Below are 18563 nucleotides of genomic sequence, written 5' to 3'. Positions count from 1 at the left end.
AATTAGTGGCGGAGATATTAACGAGCGCTTAGTGGCAATGTTTAAAGGCAATTGGCAGCGTGCTCAATTGCCAGATTTACCCGTCACTCGCCAGATTGACGCTTTGGCGAGCAAACCTCCTCAAAATGCAAAAGATGGCGTGATGCTTTTAAACCCTCCCTACGGTGAGCGTTTGGCGATTAAAGGCGGTCGTGGTCGAGATATGCAGTCAGAAGAAGATGTCTATGATGATGCAGAGGTGACTGAAGATCGCTTTGCGCAGAATGTAGAAACGGGTCGTCAAAGTGCGAAACGATCGAGTAGAGAGTCCCTCAAAAAACTGCAAGCTCAAGAAGAGCAAGATCCTCAGTTTGTGGAATTTTTGCGTCAGTTTGGCCAACACCTGAAGGATGCTTTTGGTGGCTGGAGTGTATTTGTCCTCACAGCAGATATGGCTTTGCCAGGACAACTGCGGATTAAGGAGTCCAAGCGTACCCCGCTGTTTAATGGCCCTTTGGAATGCAGGCTCTTTAAGTTTGAAATGCATCCAAAAAGAGATGGCTAGCGAGATCTAAAATAGTTTCGTTACTGCAATTAGTAAAAAGGGAAGATATGGAATTTAAAACGTATATGTGTTTGATTTGTGGCTGGGTTTATGACGAAGCTGCTGGTTTGCCTGAGGAGGGAATTGCACCTGGAACATTGTGGAAAGATGTGCCAATGAATTGGACATGCCCAGAGTGTGGCGCACGTAAAGAAGATTTTGAAATGATGGCAATTTAATCGACCTACCTAAAAATATTTAAATCAATAGCGAAATCAGGAATAGCATCTTGGGACAAAACGACATCTTATTTGAGCGTGCACAAAAAACGATTCCCGGAGGCGTGAATTCCCCGGTACGGGCTTTTCGTCAGGTGGGTGGTACGCCACGTTTTGTAACAAAGGCAAAGGGACCTTATTTTTGGGATGCCGATGGACAGCGTTACATCGATTTGATCATGTCATGGGGCCCTATGATTGCTGGCCATGCTAACCCTGAAGTGGTTGAGGCAGTGCAGAAGGCTGCAGAAACTAGCTTTAGCTACGGCGCTCCTACTGAGGGTGAAATTGAGTTGGCTGAACGCATTTGCCAGCTCATGCCGAGCGTTGAGCAAGTACGCATGGTGTCTAGTGGTACTGAGGCCACTATGAGCGCTCTGCGTCTTGCGCGAGGTTATACCGGGCGAGATTTGATTATTAAATTTGAAGGTTGTTACCACGGTCACGCAGACAGTTTGTTGGTAAAGGCTGGATCTGGATTACTGACATTTGCTGACTCAACACAAAATGCGCCCTCATCTGGTGGCGTTCCACAGGATTTGGTGAAGCATACCTTAGTACTGCCTTACAACGATGTTGCAGCACTAGAAGAAGTATTTAAAAAGCAGGGTGATCAGATTGCTGCAGTGATTCTGGAGCCGATAGCTGGCAATATGAATTTGATTCAACCATCTGCAGCATTTTTATCTGCGATGCGTACTTTGACTGCTCAATATGGCAGTGTTTTGATTTACGACGAAGTGATGACTGGATTTAGAGTTGCATTAGGCGGCGCTCAATCCTTGCAAGGCATTACTCCGGACCTAACTTGTTTGGGTAAGGTCATGGGTGGAGGGATGCCGATGGCAGCTTTCGGTGGCAAAAAAGAAATCATGTCAAAGTTGGCGCCACTGGGAAATGTCTATCAAGCTGGTACCTTATCTGGCAATCCAGTTGCGGTAGCGGCAGGACTTAGGAGATTGTTTCTCGCGCTGGATTTTATGAGTGCCTTACAGGGCAGACAGAAAAACTGATGATGGGACTAAAGCAGGCTGCAGATGAAGCAAAAGTTCCGTTTGCAGTAGATAGTGTTGGTGGGATGTTCGGCTTTTATTTTGCTGATCAAGTTCCCACCTCATATGAAGCGGTGACTAAAACCAACATTGAGGCATTCAAGAAATTCTTCCACTTGATGTTAGATCAGGGCGTATACCTTGCCCCATCTGCCTATGAGGCTGGATTTACTTCTATTGCGCATGACAATGCTGTAGTGGATGAGATTATTACAGCTGCAAGATCTGCTTTTAAAAAGCTCTAAATGGTCTGGTTGATTTAAAGATCGAGATGCAGGATTACATTCGGAGAGGGTGGTCATAGCCAGCCACCTGAATAAGCTCTAATTTTTGACCATCCTTGCCAGATTCTGGGATTTCCATGGCTGTGAGTTTTCCGCCCCACACACATCCGGTATCTAATCCAATCACATTCTTATTGCGCAATAAGCCTAAAGTAGACCAGTGTCCAAAGAACATGAGCGTATCAGCGGTTTTTCTCTTGGGGGCTTTAAACCACGGCACATAGCCTTTAGGTCCATTCTCAAAACCTTCTTTACTCTCAAACTCCATGGTCCCACTGGGAGTACAGAAGCGAATGCGGGTCAGCGCATTGGTAATGACGCGAAGACGCTCATAACCTTTGAGGGAGTTACTCCATTTATTGGGAGTATTGCCATACATATTTGCTAAAAAATCTTTATAGGATTTTTTACGCAGCGCCTTTTCCACCTCTTTTGCACACTCAATTGTTTGCTGTAGGTCCCACTGCGGAAGTACCCCTGCATGCACTGTTAAGACTTTGCCATTGCTCAGTGCCATGGGCCGGTGACGCAACCAAGAAATTAGTTCTGCCCGATCAGGGGCATCGAGAATAGGCTGAACAGTATCTAAACCTTTAGTTTTACGTAAACCAGCGTCGACAGCCAGTAAATGCAGGTCATGATTACCTAAAATACATTCGATACGTTGGCTCTCTTGAAGCCTTTTAAGATAGCGCAATGTACCTAGGGAGTCAGGGCCGCGATTGACAAGATCTCCTAAGAAAATGATCTTTGATTTAGCAGGGAGTTTCTTGATGAGCGCTTTCAAGGATGGGGCACATCCTTGAACATCGCCAACCGCGTAGATTTTGCTCATACCTTATCTTAAATCGGTTTTGATGAAAAACATTGAATTAGGTCAAGCTTCTTCAGGGTTTGCCTTTTTGACTACGCTGTAGCGCACTAAAGTCTTCTTGCGTGCCTCATCATGGTTGACGATCGGGAATGGATAGTCGCGACCCAATACGATGCCAGCAGCTTCAAGTTCCAAGTGACCAGCCTCCCAAGGTGCATGAATAGATTTTTTGGATAAGTTTTCCAGCTGCGGTAAGTAGCGACGGATAAATTTACCTTCGGGGTCAAATTTTTCAGATTGTGTAATGGGATTAAAGATCCTGAAGTAGGGCTGGGCATCACAACCGGATGAAGAGGCCCACTGCCAGCCACCATTATTGGAGGAAAGTTCAAAGTCGTTGAGATGCTGCGCGAAATAGGCTTCGCCCCAGCGCCAATTAATTCCTAAATCCTTAGTAAGAAAGCTGGCAACCACCATGCGTAGACGATTGTGCATATAGCCACTTTGGTTCAGTTGGCACATAGCAGCATCTACTAATGGGTAACCTGTTTTGCCTTCGCACCAAGCTTTAAATAGCTTCTTAGCTGTGGCACCGCTTTCCCATTCGATATTGTCGTAGTCTGGTTTGAAGGCTGCGCCCTCAGCAAGGCGTGGATGATTGGCCAGAATCATGAAATAAAAATCTCGCCATATCAATTCGCTTAACCAAATGGTGGCACCCATGCTACCGGCAAGCATGCGTCGATGAGCTTCTCGAACCAGGCCTCGGATTGAGAGCATGCCAAAACGAAGGTGTGTCGATAGGTAGCTCACCCCTTTAACAGCTGGAAAATCACGGCCAATTTGGTATTGGTCAATGCGATGGAGAAAGTCCTCTAAGAAACTTTGACCACCTTCAGATCCTGGTGGTAGATAGGTTTCAATCCCAGTGGGTGTGAAGCCCATTGATTCCAGGCTTGGAAGACTGCCTTGTAGCGCTTTGGGTATTGAGCCCCACTGTCCCTCTTTGGGAGTGCAGTCATAGGCAGCGATATCATTTTCTTGAAGGGTTTTAAGCCAATTATTTTTGTAGGGAGTGAAGACTGAAAAAACCGTATTGGAGTTCGTCAGAATTTCTTTCTTCTCAAAGATGACTTGATCTTTAAAGGTTTCAAAACCAATACCTAGTTCATTGAGTGAAGTGCTTACCGATAAATCTCGAGCAATGGCTGAGGGCTCATAGTCATGATTGGCGTATACAGCATTGACGCCCAAAATCTCCGCAATCTTCGGAATGCACGTATTGGGTTCACCATACTGAACAATCAGTCCGCCACCTTGTTTACGTAATTGCTCGTCGATTTGCTTCAGACCTTGCCAAATAAAGTCTACGCGGCGATCATGTTTTAGACCGCTTGCATCTAGATCTTCAGACTTCAGTGGATCCAGAATATCGGTATCGAAGATAAACGCTAGCCAAACTTGGGCATTATTTTTCAGGGCGTGATGAAGCGCTGTATTGTCATAGAGACGCAAGTCGCGACGGAGCCAAACGAGAGCTTTTTTCATAGCCCCTATATTAGGGCCAAATAGGCCGACTCGCTTGGCATGCGAGTAATATGCTGCCTACTAATAGATTGCTAATTTATAGACACTTTATTTTTTGTTTTTTCTAAAATTGTGCAGTTTTGCATTGAGCCCCTGAACTGGGTCATTGTTTTTGTCGTCCTCAGCTTGTTATTTTTGAGCCTTAGAAAACCCCATTTGTGCAAACAATTTTTGCTTTTAGCTCTGGCAGACTTGTTACTAGTTGGGTGGTTACCAACTTCAGAGGTCTTTTTAAGGACTCTTGAGGATAGCGTTCCTAAGGTTCAGCTTACACAGATGCCCGAGGCGGAGTTTGCTGGAATCATTATTTTGGGTGGCGCCATTGAGGGTGGTGAGATTGCAGTAGACCGTGGTGAGGTATCCATTTACTCCTCAGCTGAGCGTGTTACCAAAGCCTTTGAGCTCATTCGCAAGTACCCAGATCTACCCTACATTTTTAGTGGCTTCTCCGGGCGTCTTTCTCCCAAGGGGATCTCTGAAGCGGATGCCTTCAAGCAGTTGGTGGCGGAGCAGGGCTTGCCAGACAAAAATGCCCATTATGAAAATCAGTCCCGCAATACCTATGAAAATGTCGTGTTGATGAAGCCCATGATCTTGGAGTTAGAGGCTAAGAGCGCCAAAGAAGCTGATGCACCCCCAAAACCTTGGCTACTAATCACCTCGGCATCACACATGTATCGATCGATAAAGATTTTCCAAAAACAAGGAATTGAGGTAATCCCAGTCTCCGTGGACTACCAAACCGGCAATCAGCTTCGCTGGGGTAAGTTTGATCTGGAGGATGGTGTGCAAAACTGGAATAAGGTGATGCATGAAGGGGTTGGTCTTCTTGCCTACTGGATCACCGGAAAGATCTAGCCAGGACAGAGAATTCGGTAAAATAAACCCACATGAACACGGCTAAAAAAGCCCCTGTGGGTCAAGCTACAACACCCACCCAGACCTCCCAAGCTGTTGCTGGGTCCTCAATTGCTTATTCTGCTGATCATCTGGCAAACCAATTCCTCATTGCCATGCCTGGGATGGTCGATCCCAATTTTGCGGGTTCAGTCATCTATCTTTTTGAACATACCGAGCAGGGCGCAATGGGCTTGGTAATCAATCGCCCGACTGAGTTGGATATGGGCGCCTTATTTGAAAAAATTGAGGTCAAGCTGGAGGCTGAGCCAGTATCTGAACAACCGGTCTATTTTGGTGGTCCAGTGCAAATCGAACGTGGTTTTGTTTTGCATGAGCCCTCTACAGAAATAGCTTACAGCTCCTCTTTGGCGGTTCCAGGCGGTTTGACCATGACGACATCAAAAGATGTGCTTGAGGCTGTCGCAATAGGTTCTGGGCCTAGTAAATTCTTAATGACCTTGGGTTATGCGGGTTGGAGTGCGGGTCAGCTTGAGGAGGAGATTAGCCTCAATGGCTGGATCAATGTTCCTTTATCCCAAAAGGAAATGATTGAGATTATTTTTAATACGCCCTCTAGCCAGCGCTATGAGCGGACGATGGGTCTTTTGGGGTTTAATCCCTCCCATCTATCTGGCGAGGCAGGGCATGCCTGAGAACTTGAAGAAGGGCCCAGAGTTTACTGTGATGGCTTTTGACTTCGGGACGCGGCGTATTGGTGTTGCTGTGGGTAATACCCTCACTTGCCTAGGACAGCCAATTAAAACTATTACAGAGTCATCTAGTGATGCTGCATTCAGAGTCATTGAGGGGCTTTTAAAGGAGTGGCAGCCCAATCGCCTAGTAGTCGGCCTTCCTTGCCACCCTGACGGTACGGAGCATGAAATGAGCGCCAAGGCTCGTCGCTTTGGCGATCAACTACAGGGGCGCTTTCATTTGCCGGTGGAATGGGTGGATGAGCGTTATTCCTCGGCCGTTTTAGAGGGGGATCCCGATATGCGAGACAATTTGGATGCGCAGTCTGCGGCCTTAATTTTGGAGCAGTATTTTGTTGAGAAGAATTGGATTAGTTGAGATGAATGCAGAGCAGTCCTACCTGAAATTACTAGAGACTTTGAGTCAGCGCAAGAAGGCTGGCGATGCATTTGAGTTGGCTGGTCTTGCAATGGGCGGCGCGTGGATTACGGAGCGTTTAGCCGCAGATTTAAATCTTCCTCACTTTGGCGTTATTAATGTGGCGTTTCATCGGGATGACTATGCTGAGAAAGGTATGACAGCGCTGCGAACTGCTAGTACCATGTCTACCCATCTTCCTTTTGAGGTCAATGGTGCAAACGTGATTTTGATCGATGATGTATTGCTGACTGGCCGTACAGTTCGTGCAGCACTCAATGAGTTATTTGATTTTGGTAGACCTGCGCAAGTGGAGTTGATGGTCTTGGCTGATCGTGAGAATCGTGAGTTGCCGATCTCAGCGGATTTTGTAGGGGAGGCAGTGAATGTTCCCAATAATCAAATATTGGTTTTAGAGAAAAATGATGCTGGCAAGTTCAGCTTCCAATTAGAGGAGCGTGCAGCATGAGCGGAATGAACGACTTAGTAAACGCCCCGGTAAATCAATTCAATGCCGCTGGTGAGTTAACTCACTTGCTCACTTTGGAAGGTTTGCCAAAAGAGCAAATCCTTCACATACTCGATACCGCACAACAGTTTGTCAGCGTGACCAATCCTGCACGAGAGGTAAAAAAAGTTCCATTACTTCGCGGCAAGAGTGTTTTCAATTTGTTCTTTGAAAATTCCACCCGCACTCGCACTACTTTTGAGATTGCTGCTAAACGCTTATCGGCCGATGTCATTAATTTAGATATCTCTACTTCCTCAACAGCTAAAGGTGAAAGTCTTTTAGATACGATTGATAACTTAGTGGCTATGCAGGCGGATATCTTTGTGGTGCGTCATAGCGTTTCCAGAGCACCTATTGAGATTGCTCAGCATATTCCCGCACACGTTCACATAGTCAATGCTGGCGATGGTAGCCATCAGCATCCTACCCAAGGCTTGTTGGATATGTACACAATGCGCCACTTCAAGAAAGACTTTAGCGGTTTGAAAGTGGCGATTGTGGGCGATATTGTGCATAGCCGAGTTGCTAAATCGAATATTTGTGCTTTAAGAACCCTAGGTTGTACAGATATTCGTGCGATTGGACCCGAGAGTCTTTTGCCAAGTGATCTAGATATGCTGGGAGTGAAGGTATTTCACAGCATGGAAGAAGGGTTAAAAGGTGTTGACGTTGTCATGACCTTGCGTATTCAGAAAGAACGCATGGAAGCAGGTCAGGTTCCAGAGGGCGATGCTTTCTTTAGACAGTCTTAGCCTTAGCTAAACCGGATGCTATCGTGATGCACCCTGGTCCCATGAACCGTGGTGTGGAAATTGATTCAGCGGTAGCGGATGGTCCTCAGTCAGTTATTCTGAATCAGGTCACCTTTGGTATTGCGGTGCGCATGGCTGTGATGTCAATCGTTGCCGGCAACTAGATAGATCGGATATTGTTCTTGAGCACTCAAAGTACCGTGCAGCTACCAGCAATAACTGACAAGAAACGCTGGTTGATCTTGACGCATGCATTTAATATGGATGGGCGTGCTGCAAGCTTAACTATTACGGATAAGATTCCTTATCTACTGGAGGCTGGCGTCGAGCCAATTGTATTTAGTGCAATTACCGGACTCAAAGATCAACGTTTCCCACACTATCAGTTCATTGCTTGGGGCCCATCAGGTTTCCGTTTCGATTTTCGACACTGGGTAGCCAACAAGTATGGTCGAGGCTTGATTTATAAAGTAACGACTAGAACAGTTTCATTATTGCTTTCACCTTTGATTGCAATTGAGAAGTTATTGCTTGGTTACTCAAGTCAATGGTCATGGTCCCTACCGGCTTTTATCCGCGGCTGGCTCCTAATTAAATCTGGCAAGGTTGATGTGGTTTTCTCAGTGGGGAGCGCATGGTCTGCGCATCTCGCTGGAGTTTGGCTAAAAAAAGCGACTGGCATAGAGTTGATCTCTGAAGTGCATGATCCTTTGGTGATCCGTAAGAGTCCAGAAGATCAAGGCTTTGATGCGCCTAAAAACCGCGATGCGCGTTTTCGGCATTATTTAGAAAATCAACTTACTCGATTTTCCGACAAGGTCTGGTGGTTTACCGATGGTGCTTTGCATTATGCAAAGGTGCGCAATGCAAATCTGAATACCCCTAATAATGCACATGGTTTTGTAGTGACCCCGGGCGCAAAGCCGCCTGGAAGTTTGGATGTCAATCAGTCACACCAATATACAGGGCAACTCAATTTATGTCATTTTGGCTCTTTGGCAAATGACCGCTCACTTTCTACGATTCTCAAGGCCTTGGCGCCTTTACTAAAAAAATACCCAGAAGCCCGAGAACAAATTCGTGTTCATGCTTATGGCGCCCCCTTGGATCCACTCTCAATAGATGCAATCAAGCAATTGGGTTTTGAGGATGTCTTACTGGCACATGGTCGTTTAGAGCGAGATCCCACTACTGGCAAATCCGGTCGCGAGCGAGTCGTTGAAAAAATGCAAGCTGCTGACGTCTTGATCTTGTTACATGGTAATGATGAATGGTGTGCAGAATATATACCGTCTAAGTTTTATGATTACCTATGGACAGGACGTCCGATCTGGGGCATCACCCATCGGAATCCACAGTTAGACCAAATGCTTTTGGATAGGGGTGCTTACCTCAGCCCACAACTTGACCCAGAAGCAATTGAATTTACTTTGGAGAAAATTTGGCTGGATTGGAAGGGTAGGCAATTAATTGAGCCTACATGGAAGCCGATTGGAGTGGACCAAGCGGTAAATACCATTCTGACTCAAGTACAAAATAGATCAAAATAAAGAACGGAAATTCATTGAAAGACTTTGTCCTTTATTGCAAATCGTACTCACGAGATTTTCTCCGCCTTAAGCAGCTTCTGGATTCGGTGAAGCTGCATAACCTCGATCAAATCCCCTTCTATATTTCTACTCCGACTTCTGAGAAGGCGTTGCTAGAAGAAGTGCTTGGCAAAGATTCATATCAATGGGTAGCAGATGAGGAAATTGTTGCCGCTAATTCTGGGGTTAGCTTTGAGCAATATCAAGCCATGCCTGGAGGGCTATCTCAGCAAATCATCAAAGCAGAGTTTTGGCGCCTGGGTATAGCTGAAAACTATCTCTGCTTAGATTCGGATAGCAAATTCATTCGTGATTTCAGGCAATCTGACTTTGTTCGCAATGACAATGTTCCTTATACCGTGCTTCATCAGAATAAAGAGCTATTTCAAATCGCTAGCAATCGCGGGCATCATAAGGTAGAGCGCGACCTTAAGGTCGAGGCGGAGCGCGTACAAAAGTTATTTGGTCGAGTTGGCCCCCATTTTTATTGCGCCCCAGCCCCTTTTAATTGGTCTGCAAAAGTTTGGCAATCCCTAGATCAGGAGTATTTGCAGCCTAAAGATATCAGTATTTGGGATCTCATTACTCTAGAACATCCAGAGTCTTTGATATATGGGGAGGCGCTCATGAAATATCATGCCATTCCCTTAATTGCTGTAGAGCCCTTATTTAGAACCTATCACTATGACTGGCAGTATTTTTTAATGAGGCGCTTGGGTGAAACCGAGGCTAAATTAGCGCAAAATTATTTTGGAGTAATTTATCAGTCTGCTTGGGATATTGATGGCCATCTTGGCTCCAGTAATAAATCATTGCCTTCCCGTTTGTTAAGGCGTATCAAGCGCTTTGGTCGATATTTACAGAGCTACGTGTGATGACGAGAACACCGCTAGTCAGTGTGCTGATGCCGGCATTTAATGCAGAGCGGCATATTGCTCAAGCGATTGAGAGTATTTTGGAGCAGACTTATCCTCATTTTGAGTTGCTCATTCTCAACGATGGTTCTACAGATCAGACTCAGCAGGTCATAGAGCAATTTGATGATGAACGGATTATAAAAACGCATCTAGTTCAGAATCAAGGTCTAGTAAATGCTCGAAACCAATTGGTTGCGGCAGCTCGGGGTGAGTACATTGCTTTTTTGGATGCTGACGATATTGCTTTCCCTAACCGCCTGCAGTTGCAAGTTGCCTTTTTGGAATCATGCAAAGCAGATATTTGTGGCGGATCCCATTATTCGCTTTATGAGAGTAGCGGCAGGATGAAGTCATCAAAGCAGCGTTACTCGGACTCAGATATCCGCGCCTTAATTACCGTTTGCAGCCCTTTGTGTAATCCTGCTGTTATGGGTAGAGCGGAGGCGTTTAAGAGGCATCCTTATCGGATTGGCAAGGACTATGCGGAAGATTACTCGCTTTGGTCAGAGCTGGCTTTGGCGGGATATCGCTTTGCTAATCTTCATGACAATTTAATTACCTACCGAATTCACGCTAAGCAAACGAGTCAAGTTCAGAACTCTGAGACAAATCGGATTTTTAATGTCAGCAGAAGAGCTTACTTAGTCGGCCTGGGTATGGACGATGAACTTTTCCCTAGGCCAATGGCATTAAGTAAAAGACTGAAGCAGGCCATCCCTTTTATGTTGCAATTGAATCAGAAGATTCCTGGTGTTTCTGTGCTGGCAAATTATGAGATTTATGCGCGCTTTCAGTTTCGCCGTAACGGCTTGTTAACTCCGTTGACTAGGCTTGAGCGGCTTTTAGTTTCGGCTCTAGCTTCTCTTCGTGGCCGTTTCTAAGCGCTTAGATTCTTTGCCAGCGGGATGGGAGCAGGTCATCCCAATTCATAGTGAGGTCATTGGTCCATCGGCTCGGACAAATTACCGTGTTATTTGAATCTTTTGCCAGCCAGGCTGCCCACCAGCTCAGAGAGCTATTGGCAATTAAATGACTTTGGCAATGTGTCATCAACTCCAATTCTTGAATAACTGCATCGCTGCCTTCAAGAGACTGAATAAAGGTTGCCCTGTCTTGATGGGGTAGATTAGCTTTAACCCAATCTAAGTCATCTGAAAATACAAAAAATTGGGTCTCTGGATTCTTGTTCAGAAGCAGCTGCATTCCTTGCTGGTAATAGTCCAGCCCAAGAAAGCCATGTACCTTTGCTGCACTCGCAAGATGGACATAGTCACCACGACGTACATGAACCATGGCAGCGTTACTAGCTTGAATTTGATTTAGATATTTTTGGTAATGAGTACTTAGGGGAGTTTTGGGGCTCACTTCGGTTTGCAGTATTTTTTTGATCGACTCAAAATAACGATAAGACTGCCAATATCCTATGAGGTAGAGACTTTGAGATTTGAAAGTAGGCGCTTTGAGTAAGTTGGGATCAAAACGATAAGGCTTTTGCTCTAAATAAACGTAGGGGTTAATGGGCCATAACTTCTGAAGAATGCGCTGAATACGCTTAGGTCTTTTTGGTGGCGTATCAAGTGAGATGACGGCCCCCTTAGTATTTAAAGCGGAGAGCAGTAGTTTTCTAGGGGTAACATCATCATAGGTCTTGGTAAACCAACTTTGATCAAGCAGCAGTGGGGTTTGGTGTTGATGTGCTAAGGCTCTGGCAGTAGCATACTGAAACAGTTGATTGCCGAGGCCGCCTTGGAGCTGTGCGATGATGTTCATAATTCTATAATTAGACCATCAGATGGGCTCAACTGGGAGTCCTGTTGCCTAAAACCACTTTCTTTGTATTTCAAGCTGAATATGACTCTTATCCATTTGTTGCAGCTTGCTAAGAAACGCAAAGTTAAGCTACAGCGCTCATTTGAAAAGCATCAATTTAATTGGCTTTTCAATTCTGCAACGGTTCAAAAGCATGATGCAATTTTGGCCGAAGCTGAGCGTGCATTAGCTAACCGAGATATTCATGAAAATATTGAGGCTTGCTTAAATTCTCCTGATCTCTTGGTGCAGCAGGGCGCGAGATTAAAACTTAATTTAGAGATATCTTTTAAAGACTGCATGGCTGGTGTTAGTGAAGAGCGTGTTTTGATACAAATACCCGACGCACGATTTTCGCCAGCAGGATATTCGCTCTTCTCTAATTTGATGGAGAGCTTAAATTACATTGGCATTCCAGCGCAGGCATTGGGGTGGTATGATGATAGTCAGCAGGCTTTAGAGAGCTTTAAACCAACCGTTTTGCTATCTAGCGATAATCATGAGTACTTACGCAGAATCGATTGGGATGTGATAGCAAAGTACAAGTCAGTGCATCGTTTGCGTGTTGGCTTGAGCGCTGCATTAGAGGAGTATGAAAGCACTCCTTTATTGCCACGCTTGGCTTGGGCAAAAGCCCATCACATTGACTTTTTCTATAGCTATCGAGATGAGGATTACGTCAAGAGCCGAAAGGAATACGCGCCTTTTTTTGATGCGGGCTACCAAATTCTCTATATTCCTTTTGGTGCCAATACATTGCACTATTTTCCGGTTGCAGGATTTGAACGCGATCTGAACTATGTTTTGATGGCCTCGCGCAAACGTGAACACATTGCGTATTTAAAAAATATTGCACGTCAGTACTCTGGATTTCTTGATGGCCCCGGCTGGAAGCAGGTGAAGCATTTTCAATTTAATCGAGAGCGGGATCGCTATATTTATGCGCGCGCTAAGGTGGGTCTAAATGTACACCTACCAGAACAAATTGATTGGGCTTGTGAATTAAATGAGCGTACATATCAATTGGCAGCATGTGGCGTTCCACAATTGATTGACCACCCCATGCTCCTCAACAAGATTTTTGGAGAAAATTCCTTTTTTATTGCTGAGTCACCCACCCAGTACGATCAATTGTTTAACGAGTTGATGCGTAATCCTTCCTTGGGGGTTGAAAAAGCTCTTTATGCGCAGCGTGAGGTATTTGCTTCCCACACCACCCTTCATCGCGCTAAGTCCTTAATAGATCAGTTAAAATTATTAGAATAATTTTGCGTATCCCTATTTAGTAACGGGTTCTTAAGTATTTGAGTAATAAGGTAAAAAATGATTTTAGTAACTGGCGGGGCCGGTTTTATTGGTGGTAATTTCGTGCTTGACTGGTTAAAAGTGCCAGGTAATGAGGGTGTTATTAACCTGGATAAGCTGACCTATGCGGGTAACTTAGCCACTCTAGAATCTCTGAAAGACGATCCTCGTCACGTTTTCATACATGGAGATATTGGCGATAAAGAGTTGGTTGCCCGATTGCTTAAAGAGCATCAGCCTCGCGCTATTGTAAATTTTGCTGCAGAGAGTCATGTGGATCGATCGATTCATGGGCCTGCTGAGTTTGTCACCACCAATATAGTAGGTACTTTTAATTTACTCGAATGTGCTCGTGAATATTGGAATGGCTTGAGTGAATCTGCAAAGCAAGCTTTCCGTTTTCACCATGTCTCAACTGATGAGGTATATGGTTCACTCTCTTTAACTGATCCAGCATTTACAGAAACTAATCCCTATGAGCCTAATAGCCCATATTCAGCTTCTAAAGCCGCCTCTGATCATTTGGTGCGCGCCTGGTTCCATACCTATGGCTTCCCGGTGGTGACCACCAATTGCTCCAATAACTATGGCCCGTATCACTTCCCAGAAAAGCTGATTCCATTAGTAATTCTGAATGCACTTAACGGTAAGCCCTTGCCAATTTATGGTGATGGTCAGCAAATTCGTGATTGGCTGTATGTTGGCGATCATTGTTCAGCCATTCGTGATGTATTAGCAAAAGGTAAATTAGGTGAGACCTACAACATTGGCGGTTGGAATGAAAAGGCCAATATCGATGTAGTTAAAACCATCTGCTCTATCTTGGATGAGTTAAAGCCACGTGCTGACGGCAAGTCTTATGTAGAGCAAATTACTTACGTAAAAGACCGCCCTGGCCACGATCGTCGTTATGCTATTGATGCGAGTAAGGTTGAGCGTGAGTTGGGTTGGCGACCTGCTGAGACTTTTGATACCGGTATTCGCAAGACGGTGCAATGGTATTTAGATAACCCAGTTTGGATTGAAGGTGTAGTGAGCGGCTCTTACCGTGACTGGCTTTCTAAGCAGTACAACTAAAGATTTAATGAAGATTCTCGTATTCGGCAAGGATGGCCAATTAGGAAAAGCCTTTAGAGAGGAGTTAGAAGTACGTACATCGTCTCTACTTGCCAAGCCGCTCATTCAGTATGTTGGACGCTCTGAATGCGATCTTACCAATACAGTTGCTCTTGAGCAATTGCTCAATCAATTTCAGCCTCAGTTGATTATTAATGCTTCAGCTTACACGGCTGTTGATAAAGCAGAGGTGGAGTCTGATTTAGCTTTTGCAATTAATGCTCGAGCACCCGAGATTATGGCGCAATATGCTGCAGATCATAGCGCTACTTTTCTGCACTACTCAACAGATTATGTCTTTGATGGTGAGAAATACGGCTATTACCTAGAGGATGATCTACGGAATCCATTGGGTGTTTACGGTAAAAGTAAGGCTGCAGGTGAAGAGGGAATAGCCCGAGTTTTTGATACTGTTGGAGGCGATGGCCAATATGCGATTTTCAGAACCAGTTGGGTATATGGCGATGGTGGAAATTTTATTCGGACCATTTTGCGTTTAGCCAAAGAGCGTGAAGAGCTGAAGATTATTGATGACCAGTATGGTGTTCCAACCAGTGCTGCATGGTTGGCGCAAGTGAGTCTAAATTTAGTGGCAGATGAAGGGCTGAATATCAAAGAATTTCCTTCTGGCATTTATCATGCTGTTCCCGCTGGAGAAACTACATGGCATGGTTTAGCAACCTTGGTGGTGCAGTCAGCATTTGAAGCTGGGGTGACCATGAAAGCGGCGCGGGATGCAATCAAGCCCATTCCCTCGGTTGAATACCCTTTACCTGCTCCTAGGCCCATGAATTCAAGGATGTCGACAGATAAGCTGCGTAAGGTATTTGAGGCTCGAGGCGATATGTCAAAATTGCAGCAATTGAATCATTCATGGAGCGAGTCTGTAAAGACTTACATTTCCAATTTGGCAAAAGATGGGCTTATCTAGAAAGAGCGCTATGGCAGGGACTCAAACCAATCGTAAGGGAATTATTTTGGCGGGCGGATCTGGTACGCGCCTATATCCCGTTACTCAAGCAGTTTCCAAGCAGTTAATGCCCGTCTATGACAAGCCGATGGTCTACTATCCATTGACTACTTTGATGCTTGCAGGCATTCGAGATATTTTGTTGATTTCTACACCGCATGACACGCCACGTTTTGCAGAGTTGCTGGGAGATGGCTCTCAATGGGGCCTAAACATTGAGTATTGCGTTCAACCCTCACCAGATGGCTTGGCGCAAGCATTTACTCTTGGCAAAAACTTCGTAGGCAATAATCCCAGCGCTTTGGTGCTTGGGGATAATATTTTTTATGGCCATGAATTAGTTGATCAACTTGATAGCGCTAATGATCGCACTAGTGGTGCAACCGTATTTGCTTATCATGTGAATGATCCAGAGCGATATGGTGTGGTGGAGTTTGATAAGGATTACAAAGCACTCTCGATTGAAGAAAAGCCGCTTAAGCCAAGAAGTAGTTATGCGGTTACAGGACTATATTTTTATGACAATCAAGTCTGCGATATCGCCTCTTCAATCAAGCCGAGTGCTCGTGGCGAGCTGGAGATTACTGATGTTAATCGCGTTTACCTCGAAAAGAATGAGCTCAATGTAGAAATCATGGGCCGTGGTTTTGCATGGCTTGATACTGGAACGCATGATTCTTTGTGAAGAGATTGCTTACCGCCAGAGCTGGATTAGCGCTGAGACAGTGCAAAAAGTTGCAACTCAACTCAGCAAAAACAGTTACGGCCAATACTTGAGCAAAATATTAAATGAGCTCAATACCTCAGCCCAACCAGTTGCTTTATCTCATAAAAAAGCAGTTGGGTGAGCGCCAAGATGATTACACCTTCTAAGCTTCAGGTAACGCCTACATCCATTCATGATGTGCTTGTGATTGAGCCCAAGGTATTTGGTGATGAGCGTGGTTGGTTTACCGAGTCTTTTAATGCCCAAGACTTTGCAGCGGCTACTGGCTTGAATGTGGAATTTGTGCAAGATAACCATTCATTTTCTCGCCAATGGACTTTGCGTGGCTTGCATTATCAATTGGATCAGACTCAGGGAAAGTTAGTGCGGGTGGTTGCTGGTAGCGTTTTTGACGTTGCTGTAGACCTTCGTAAAGATTCACCAACCTATGGCAAGTGGGCTGGCGTTGAGTTAAGCGCTGAAAATCATAAGCAACTATGGATACCAGCTGGATTTGCGCATGGATTTTTAGTCCTCTCAGAAACAGCAGAATTTCTTTACAAAACGACTGATTACTATCACCCGCAAAGCGAAGCTTGTTTGGCTTGGAATGACCCAACTGTCGGTATTCAGTGGCCCTTGCCTTCAGGGATTGCGCCCAATATGAACGCCAAGGATGCAGCCGGTTTATCTTGGGATGCGGTGCCTAAGTTTTAACTCGATTTAGCTTGGTTTTCAAAAGATAAGATAATGCTCGCATGAGCACTTCCCCCAAAATCCTGCTGGTAAAACTATCCTCTCTTGGGGATGTCTTGCATAACTTGCCGATTGTTTGGGATTTGCGCGCACGCTTACCGGATGCTCAAATTGATTGGGTGGTGGAAGAAGGGTATGTCCACTTACTTGAGCCCTTACTGTCGCGTGATGGTTTCAATGGGATTAATCGCATCATTCCTTTTGGTTTACGCCGCTGGAAGAAGAACCTGTTTAAGTTGGCAACGTGGAAAGAGTTTTTTGCATTTAGAAAAACACTACAGTCCACCACTTATGACGTATTGATCGAAACCCAGGGATTGCTTAAATCCGCTATCGTATGCTCTTTGGCTAAAAAGAGCTGTGGAGCTGTCATTGCAGGCCTTGCCAATTCAACCGAGTTCTCAGGTTACGAGCCTTTGGCTAGAGCTTTCTATAACCAGTCGGTACAGGTTCCTATTCAGTGTCATGCAGTCGATCGTTCACGATGGGTCACTTGTTCAGCATTGGATTGGCCTTTGATAGAGCGCGATGATGCACCACAGTTTTATCCACCAGAATGGGTTTCTAGTATTTCAAAGAGATCCGTTGATGGGCTTCATACGCCTTATATTTTGTGCTTCCATTCGACAGCTCGAGAGGCTAAGCGTTGGTCTAATGACAATTGGATTACGCTAGGTAAAGATTTATCTGGTCGAGGATATCAAGTGGTTTTCCCTTGGGGTGGCCCTTCTGAAAAAGCGATTAGTGAATTACTCGCATCACAGATTCCAAATGCACTGGTCCCCCCAGCTTTTTCGATTGAGGATGCTTTTTCGATAATAAGCCTACAGTCGAAATCTACTGCGACTCACCACGCTGGAAGACTGAGGGGTATTGGTCGAAGCGAATTTGTAATGTGGGTGATATTCAAAAACCACCAAGTGTTCAAGAAGTTCTTGAAGCTTCTCTTAAGCTGCTTCAGCCTTAGCGCAGTAAGGTGTTGATGGAGATCAGATCTTCATCTGATAGTGCTGCTGCATGTGCTTTTAATTTAATGGCATTGAGAATGGTGTTGTAGCGAGCTTGCTGAAGTTGTGAGCGCGTGGTAATTACGGTATCCAAGGCAATTAACACATCAATATTAATTAAGGTTCCCACTTGAAAGCCTAGCTTGCTAGAGTCCAGTGCAGAAGTGGAGGAGCGTTCAGCTGCTTCAAATGCTTTAACGCTGGCTAAACCACCATAAAAACCGGTAAAAGCGGCCCGCGTATTTTGCGCAGCAGTCCGGCGGTAGTTATCGTAGTTTGCTTTGGCTGCATCTAACAGGGCTGCATTTTGTCGAATCAAGGAGCTGTTATATCCACCAGAAACCAGGGGAATGCTCATTTGTAAGGCAATGGTGTTGTTATAAATATTCGTTTGCGCTGGCGTCAAACTATTGGCTGTTCCATTAGAGGTGTTATAGCCTGCAGTACCTACAAAATTGACTGAAGGGTAGTTCAGTGCTTGCGAAGCCTTAAAGGTGCTCTCTGCCAGATTTACTGACAGTTGACCTGCTAAGACATTGAAGTTTGCAGTTTCTGCTTGATGAATCCAATCCTCTAA

At 45.1% G+C, this 18563-nt stretch carries 17 protein-coding genes and 4 pseudogenes; 17 read left to right on the top strand and 4 right to left on the bottom strand.

Annotated features, from left to right (window positions below; translation table 11 throughout):
* The 3 genes and pseudogenes from B7X71_RS09030 to hemL all read left to right on the top strand — a co-directional run.
* Positions 1-544, top strand: a pseudogene (locus tag B7X71_RS09030) (RNA methyltransferase); the annotation flags it as partial.
* Positions 545-591: 47 nt separating this feature from the next.
* The gene (locus B7X71_RS09025) at positions 592-762 is read left to right on the top strand and encodes a rubredoxin (protein ID WP_011902084.1); all 171 of its coding nucleotides are present in this window, start codon (positions 592-594) and stop codon (positions 760-762) included.
* Between the two features lie 50 nt (positions 763-812).
* Positions 813-2098 (top strand): annotated as a pseudogene (hemL, locus tag B7X71_RS09020) (glutamate-1-semialdehyde 2,1-aminomutase).
* Positions 2099-2132: 34 nt separating this feature from the next.
* On the opposite strand, the gene B7X71_RS09015 reads toward hemL, so the two are convergent.
* Together B7X71_RS09015 and B7X71_RS09010 are read right to left on the bottom strand one after the other, a co-directional pair.
* Entirely contained in the window at positions 2133-2972 is an 840-nt protein-coding gene (locus B7X71_RS09015; RefSeq protein WP_293600550.1) for a symmetrical bis(5'-nucleosyl)-tetraphosphatase, read from the bottom strand.
* A 42-nt stretch (positions 2973-3014) separates the two neighbouring features.
* A complete protein-coding gene (locus B7X71_RS09010; RefSeq protein WP_293600549.1) occupies positions 3015-4499 on the bottom strand; it encodes a deoxyribodipyrimidine photo-lyase in 1485 nt (494 codons plus the stop codon).
* 195 nt (positions 4500-4694) lie between these two features.
* On the opposite strand from B7X71_RS09010, the gene B7X71_RS09005 reads away from it, so the two are divergent.
* From B7X71_RS09005 to B7X71_RS08970, 8 genes and pseudogenes are all read left to right on the top strand, one after another.
* Positions 4695-5396: a YdcF family protein gene (locus tag B7X71_RS09005; RefSeq protein WP_293598089.1), complete on the top strand. Its 702-nt coding sequence runs from the start codon at positions 4695-4697 to the stop codon at positions 5394-5396.
* 110 nt (positions 5397-5506) lie between these two features.
* Positions 5507-6091: a YqgE/AlgH family protein gene (locus B7X71_RS09000; RefSeq protein ID WP_293598091.1), complete on the top strand. Its 585-nt coding sequence runs from the start codon at positions 5507-5509 to the stop codon at positions 6089-6091.
* Entirely contained in the window at positions 6084-6509 is a 426-nt protein-coding gene (gene ruvX / locus B7X71_RS08995; protein WP_293598088.1) for a Holliday junction resolvase RuvX, read from the top strand. Before B7X71_RS09000 ends, ruvX begins: the two co-directional genes overlap by 8 nt.
* A gap of 1 nt (position 6510) precedes the next feature.
* Complete coding sequence (pyrR, locus tag B7X71_RS08990) at positions 6511-7017, top strand: bifunctional pyr operon transcriptional regulator/uracil phosphoribosyltransferase PyrR (RefSeq protein ID WP_293598087.1); 507 nt, start codon at positions 6511-6513, stop codon at positions 7015-7017.
* 5 nt (positions 7018-7022) lie between these two features.
* Positions 7023-7975 (top strand): annotated as a pseudogene (locus B7X71_RS08985) (aspartate carbamoyltransferase catalytic subunit).
* 18 nt (positions 7976-7993) lie between these two features.
* Complete coding sequence (locus B7X71_RS08980; RefSeq protein WP_293598086.1) at positions 7994-9361, top strand: hypothetical protein; 1368 nt, start codon at positions 7994-7996, stop codon at positions 9359-9361.
* Positions 9362-9375: 14 nt separating this feature from the next.
* A complete protein-coding gene (locus tag B7X71_RS08975; RefSeq protein WP_293598085.1) occupies positions 9376-10275 on the top strand; it encodes a DUF6492 family protein in 900 nt (299 codons plus the stop codon).
* Complete coding sequence (locus tag B7X71_RS08970) at positions 10275-11198, top strand: glycosyltransferase family 2 protein (protein ID WP_293598084.1); 924 nt, start codon at positions 10275-10277, stop codon at positions 11196-11198. Before B7X71_RS08975 ends, B7X71_RS08970 begins: the two co-directional genes overlap by 1 nt.
* Positions 11199-11202: 4 nt before the next feature.
* Here B7X71_RS08970 and B7X71_RS08965 read toward each other — a convergent pair whose 3' ends face one another.
* A complete protein-coding gene (locus B7X71_RS08965) occupies positions 11203-12087 on the bottom strand; it encodes an alpha-1,2-fucosyltransferase (RefSeq protein ID WP_293598083.1) in 885 nt (294 codons plus the stop codon).
* An 81-nt stretch (positions 12088-12168) separates the two neighbouring features.
* Here B7X71_RS08965 and B7X71_RS08960 point away from each other — a divergent pair, with 81 nt between their 5' ends.
* The 6 genes and pseudogenes from B7X71_RS08960 to waaC all read left to right on the top strand — a co-directional run bounded on the left by B7X71_RS08960 (position 12169) and on the right by waaC (position 17962).
* On the top strand, positions 12169-13392 hold the full coding sequence (locus tag B7X71_RS08960; RefSeq protein ID WP_293598082.1) for a glycosyltransferase: 1224 nt from the start codon (positions 12169-12171) through the stop codon (positions 13390-13392).
* 57 nt (positions 13393-13449) lie between these two features.
* Positions 13450-14508, top strand: coding sequence for a dTDP-glucose 4,6-dehydratase (gene rfbB / locus B7X71_RS08955; protein WP_293600548.1), 1059 nt, complete (start codon positions 13450-13452; stop codon positions 14506-14508).
* A gap of 7 nt (positions 14509-14515) precedes the next feature.
* Positions 14516-15478, top strand: a complete 963-nt coding sequence (rfbD, locus tag B7X71_RS08950) for a dTDP-4-dehydrorhamnose reductase (RefSeq protein WP_293598081.1) — start codon at positions 14516-14518, stop codon at positions 15476-15478.
* Positions 15479-15488: 10 nt separating this feature from the next.
* Positions 15489-16365: pseudogene (gene rfbA / locus B7X71_RS08945) on the top strand (glucose-1-phosphate thymidylyltransferase RfbA).
* An 8-nt stretch (positions 16366-16373) separates the two neighbouring features.
* Complete coding sequence (gene rfbC, locus B7X71_RS08940; RefSeq protein ID WP_293598079.1) at positions 16374-16940, top strand: dTDP-4-dehydrorhamnose 3,5-epimerase; 567 nt, start codon at positions 16374-16376, stop codon at positions 16938-16940.
* A 41-nt stretch (positions 16941-16981) separates the two neighbouring features.
* Positions 16982-17962, top strand: coding sequence for a lipopolysaccharide heptosyltransferase I (waaC, locus tag B7X71_RS08935; RefSeq protein WP_293600547.1), 981 nt, complete (start codon positions 16982-16984; stop codon positions 17960-17962).
* Here the strand turns inward: waaC and B7X71_RS08930 are convergent.
* On the bottom strand, positions 17943-18563 hold a 621-nt coding region (locus B7X71_RS08930), incomplete at its 5' end, for a TolC family protein (RefSeq protein WP_293600546.1). The two genes, waaC and B7X71_RS08930, sit on opposite strands and share 20 nt — an antisense overlap.

This window comes from Polynucleobacter sp. 39-46-10, assembly GCF_002282275.1.
This window is presented reverse-complemented; position numbering and strand designations above follow the sequence as displayed.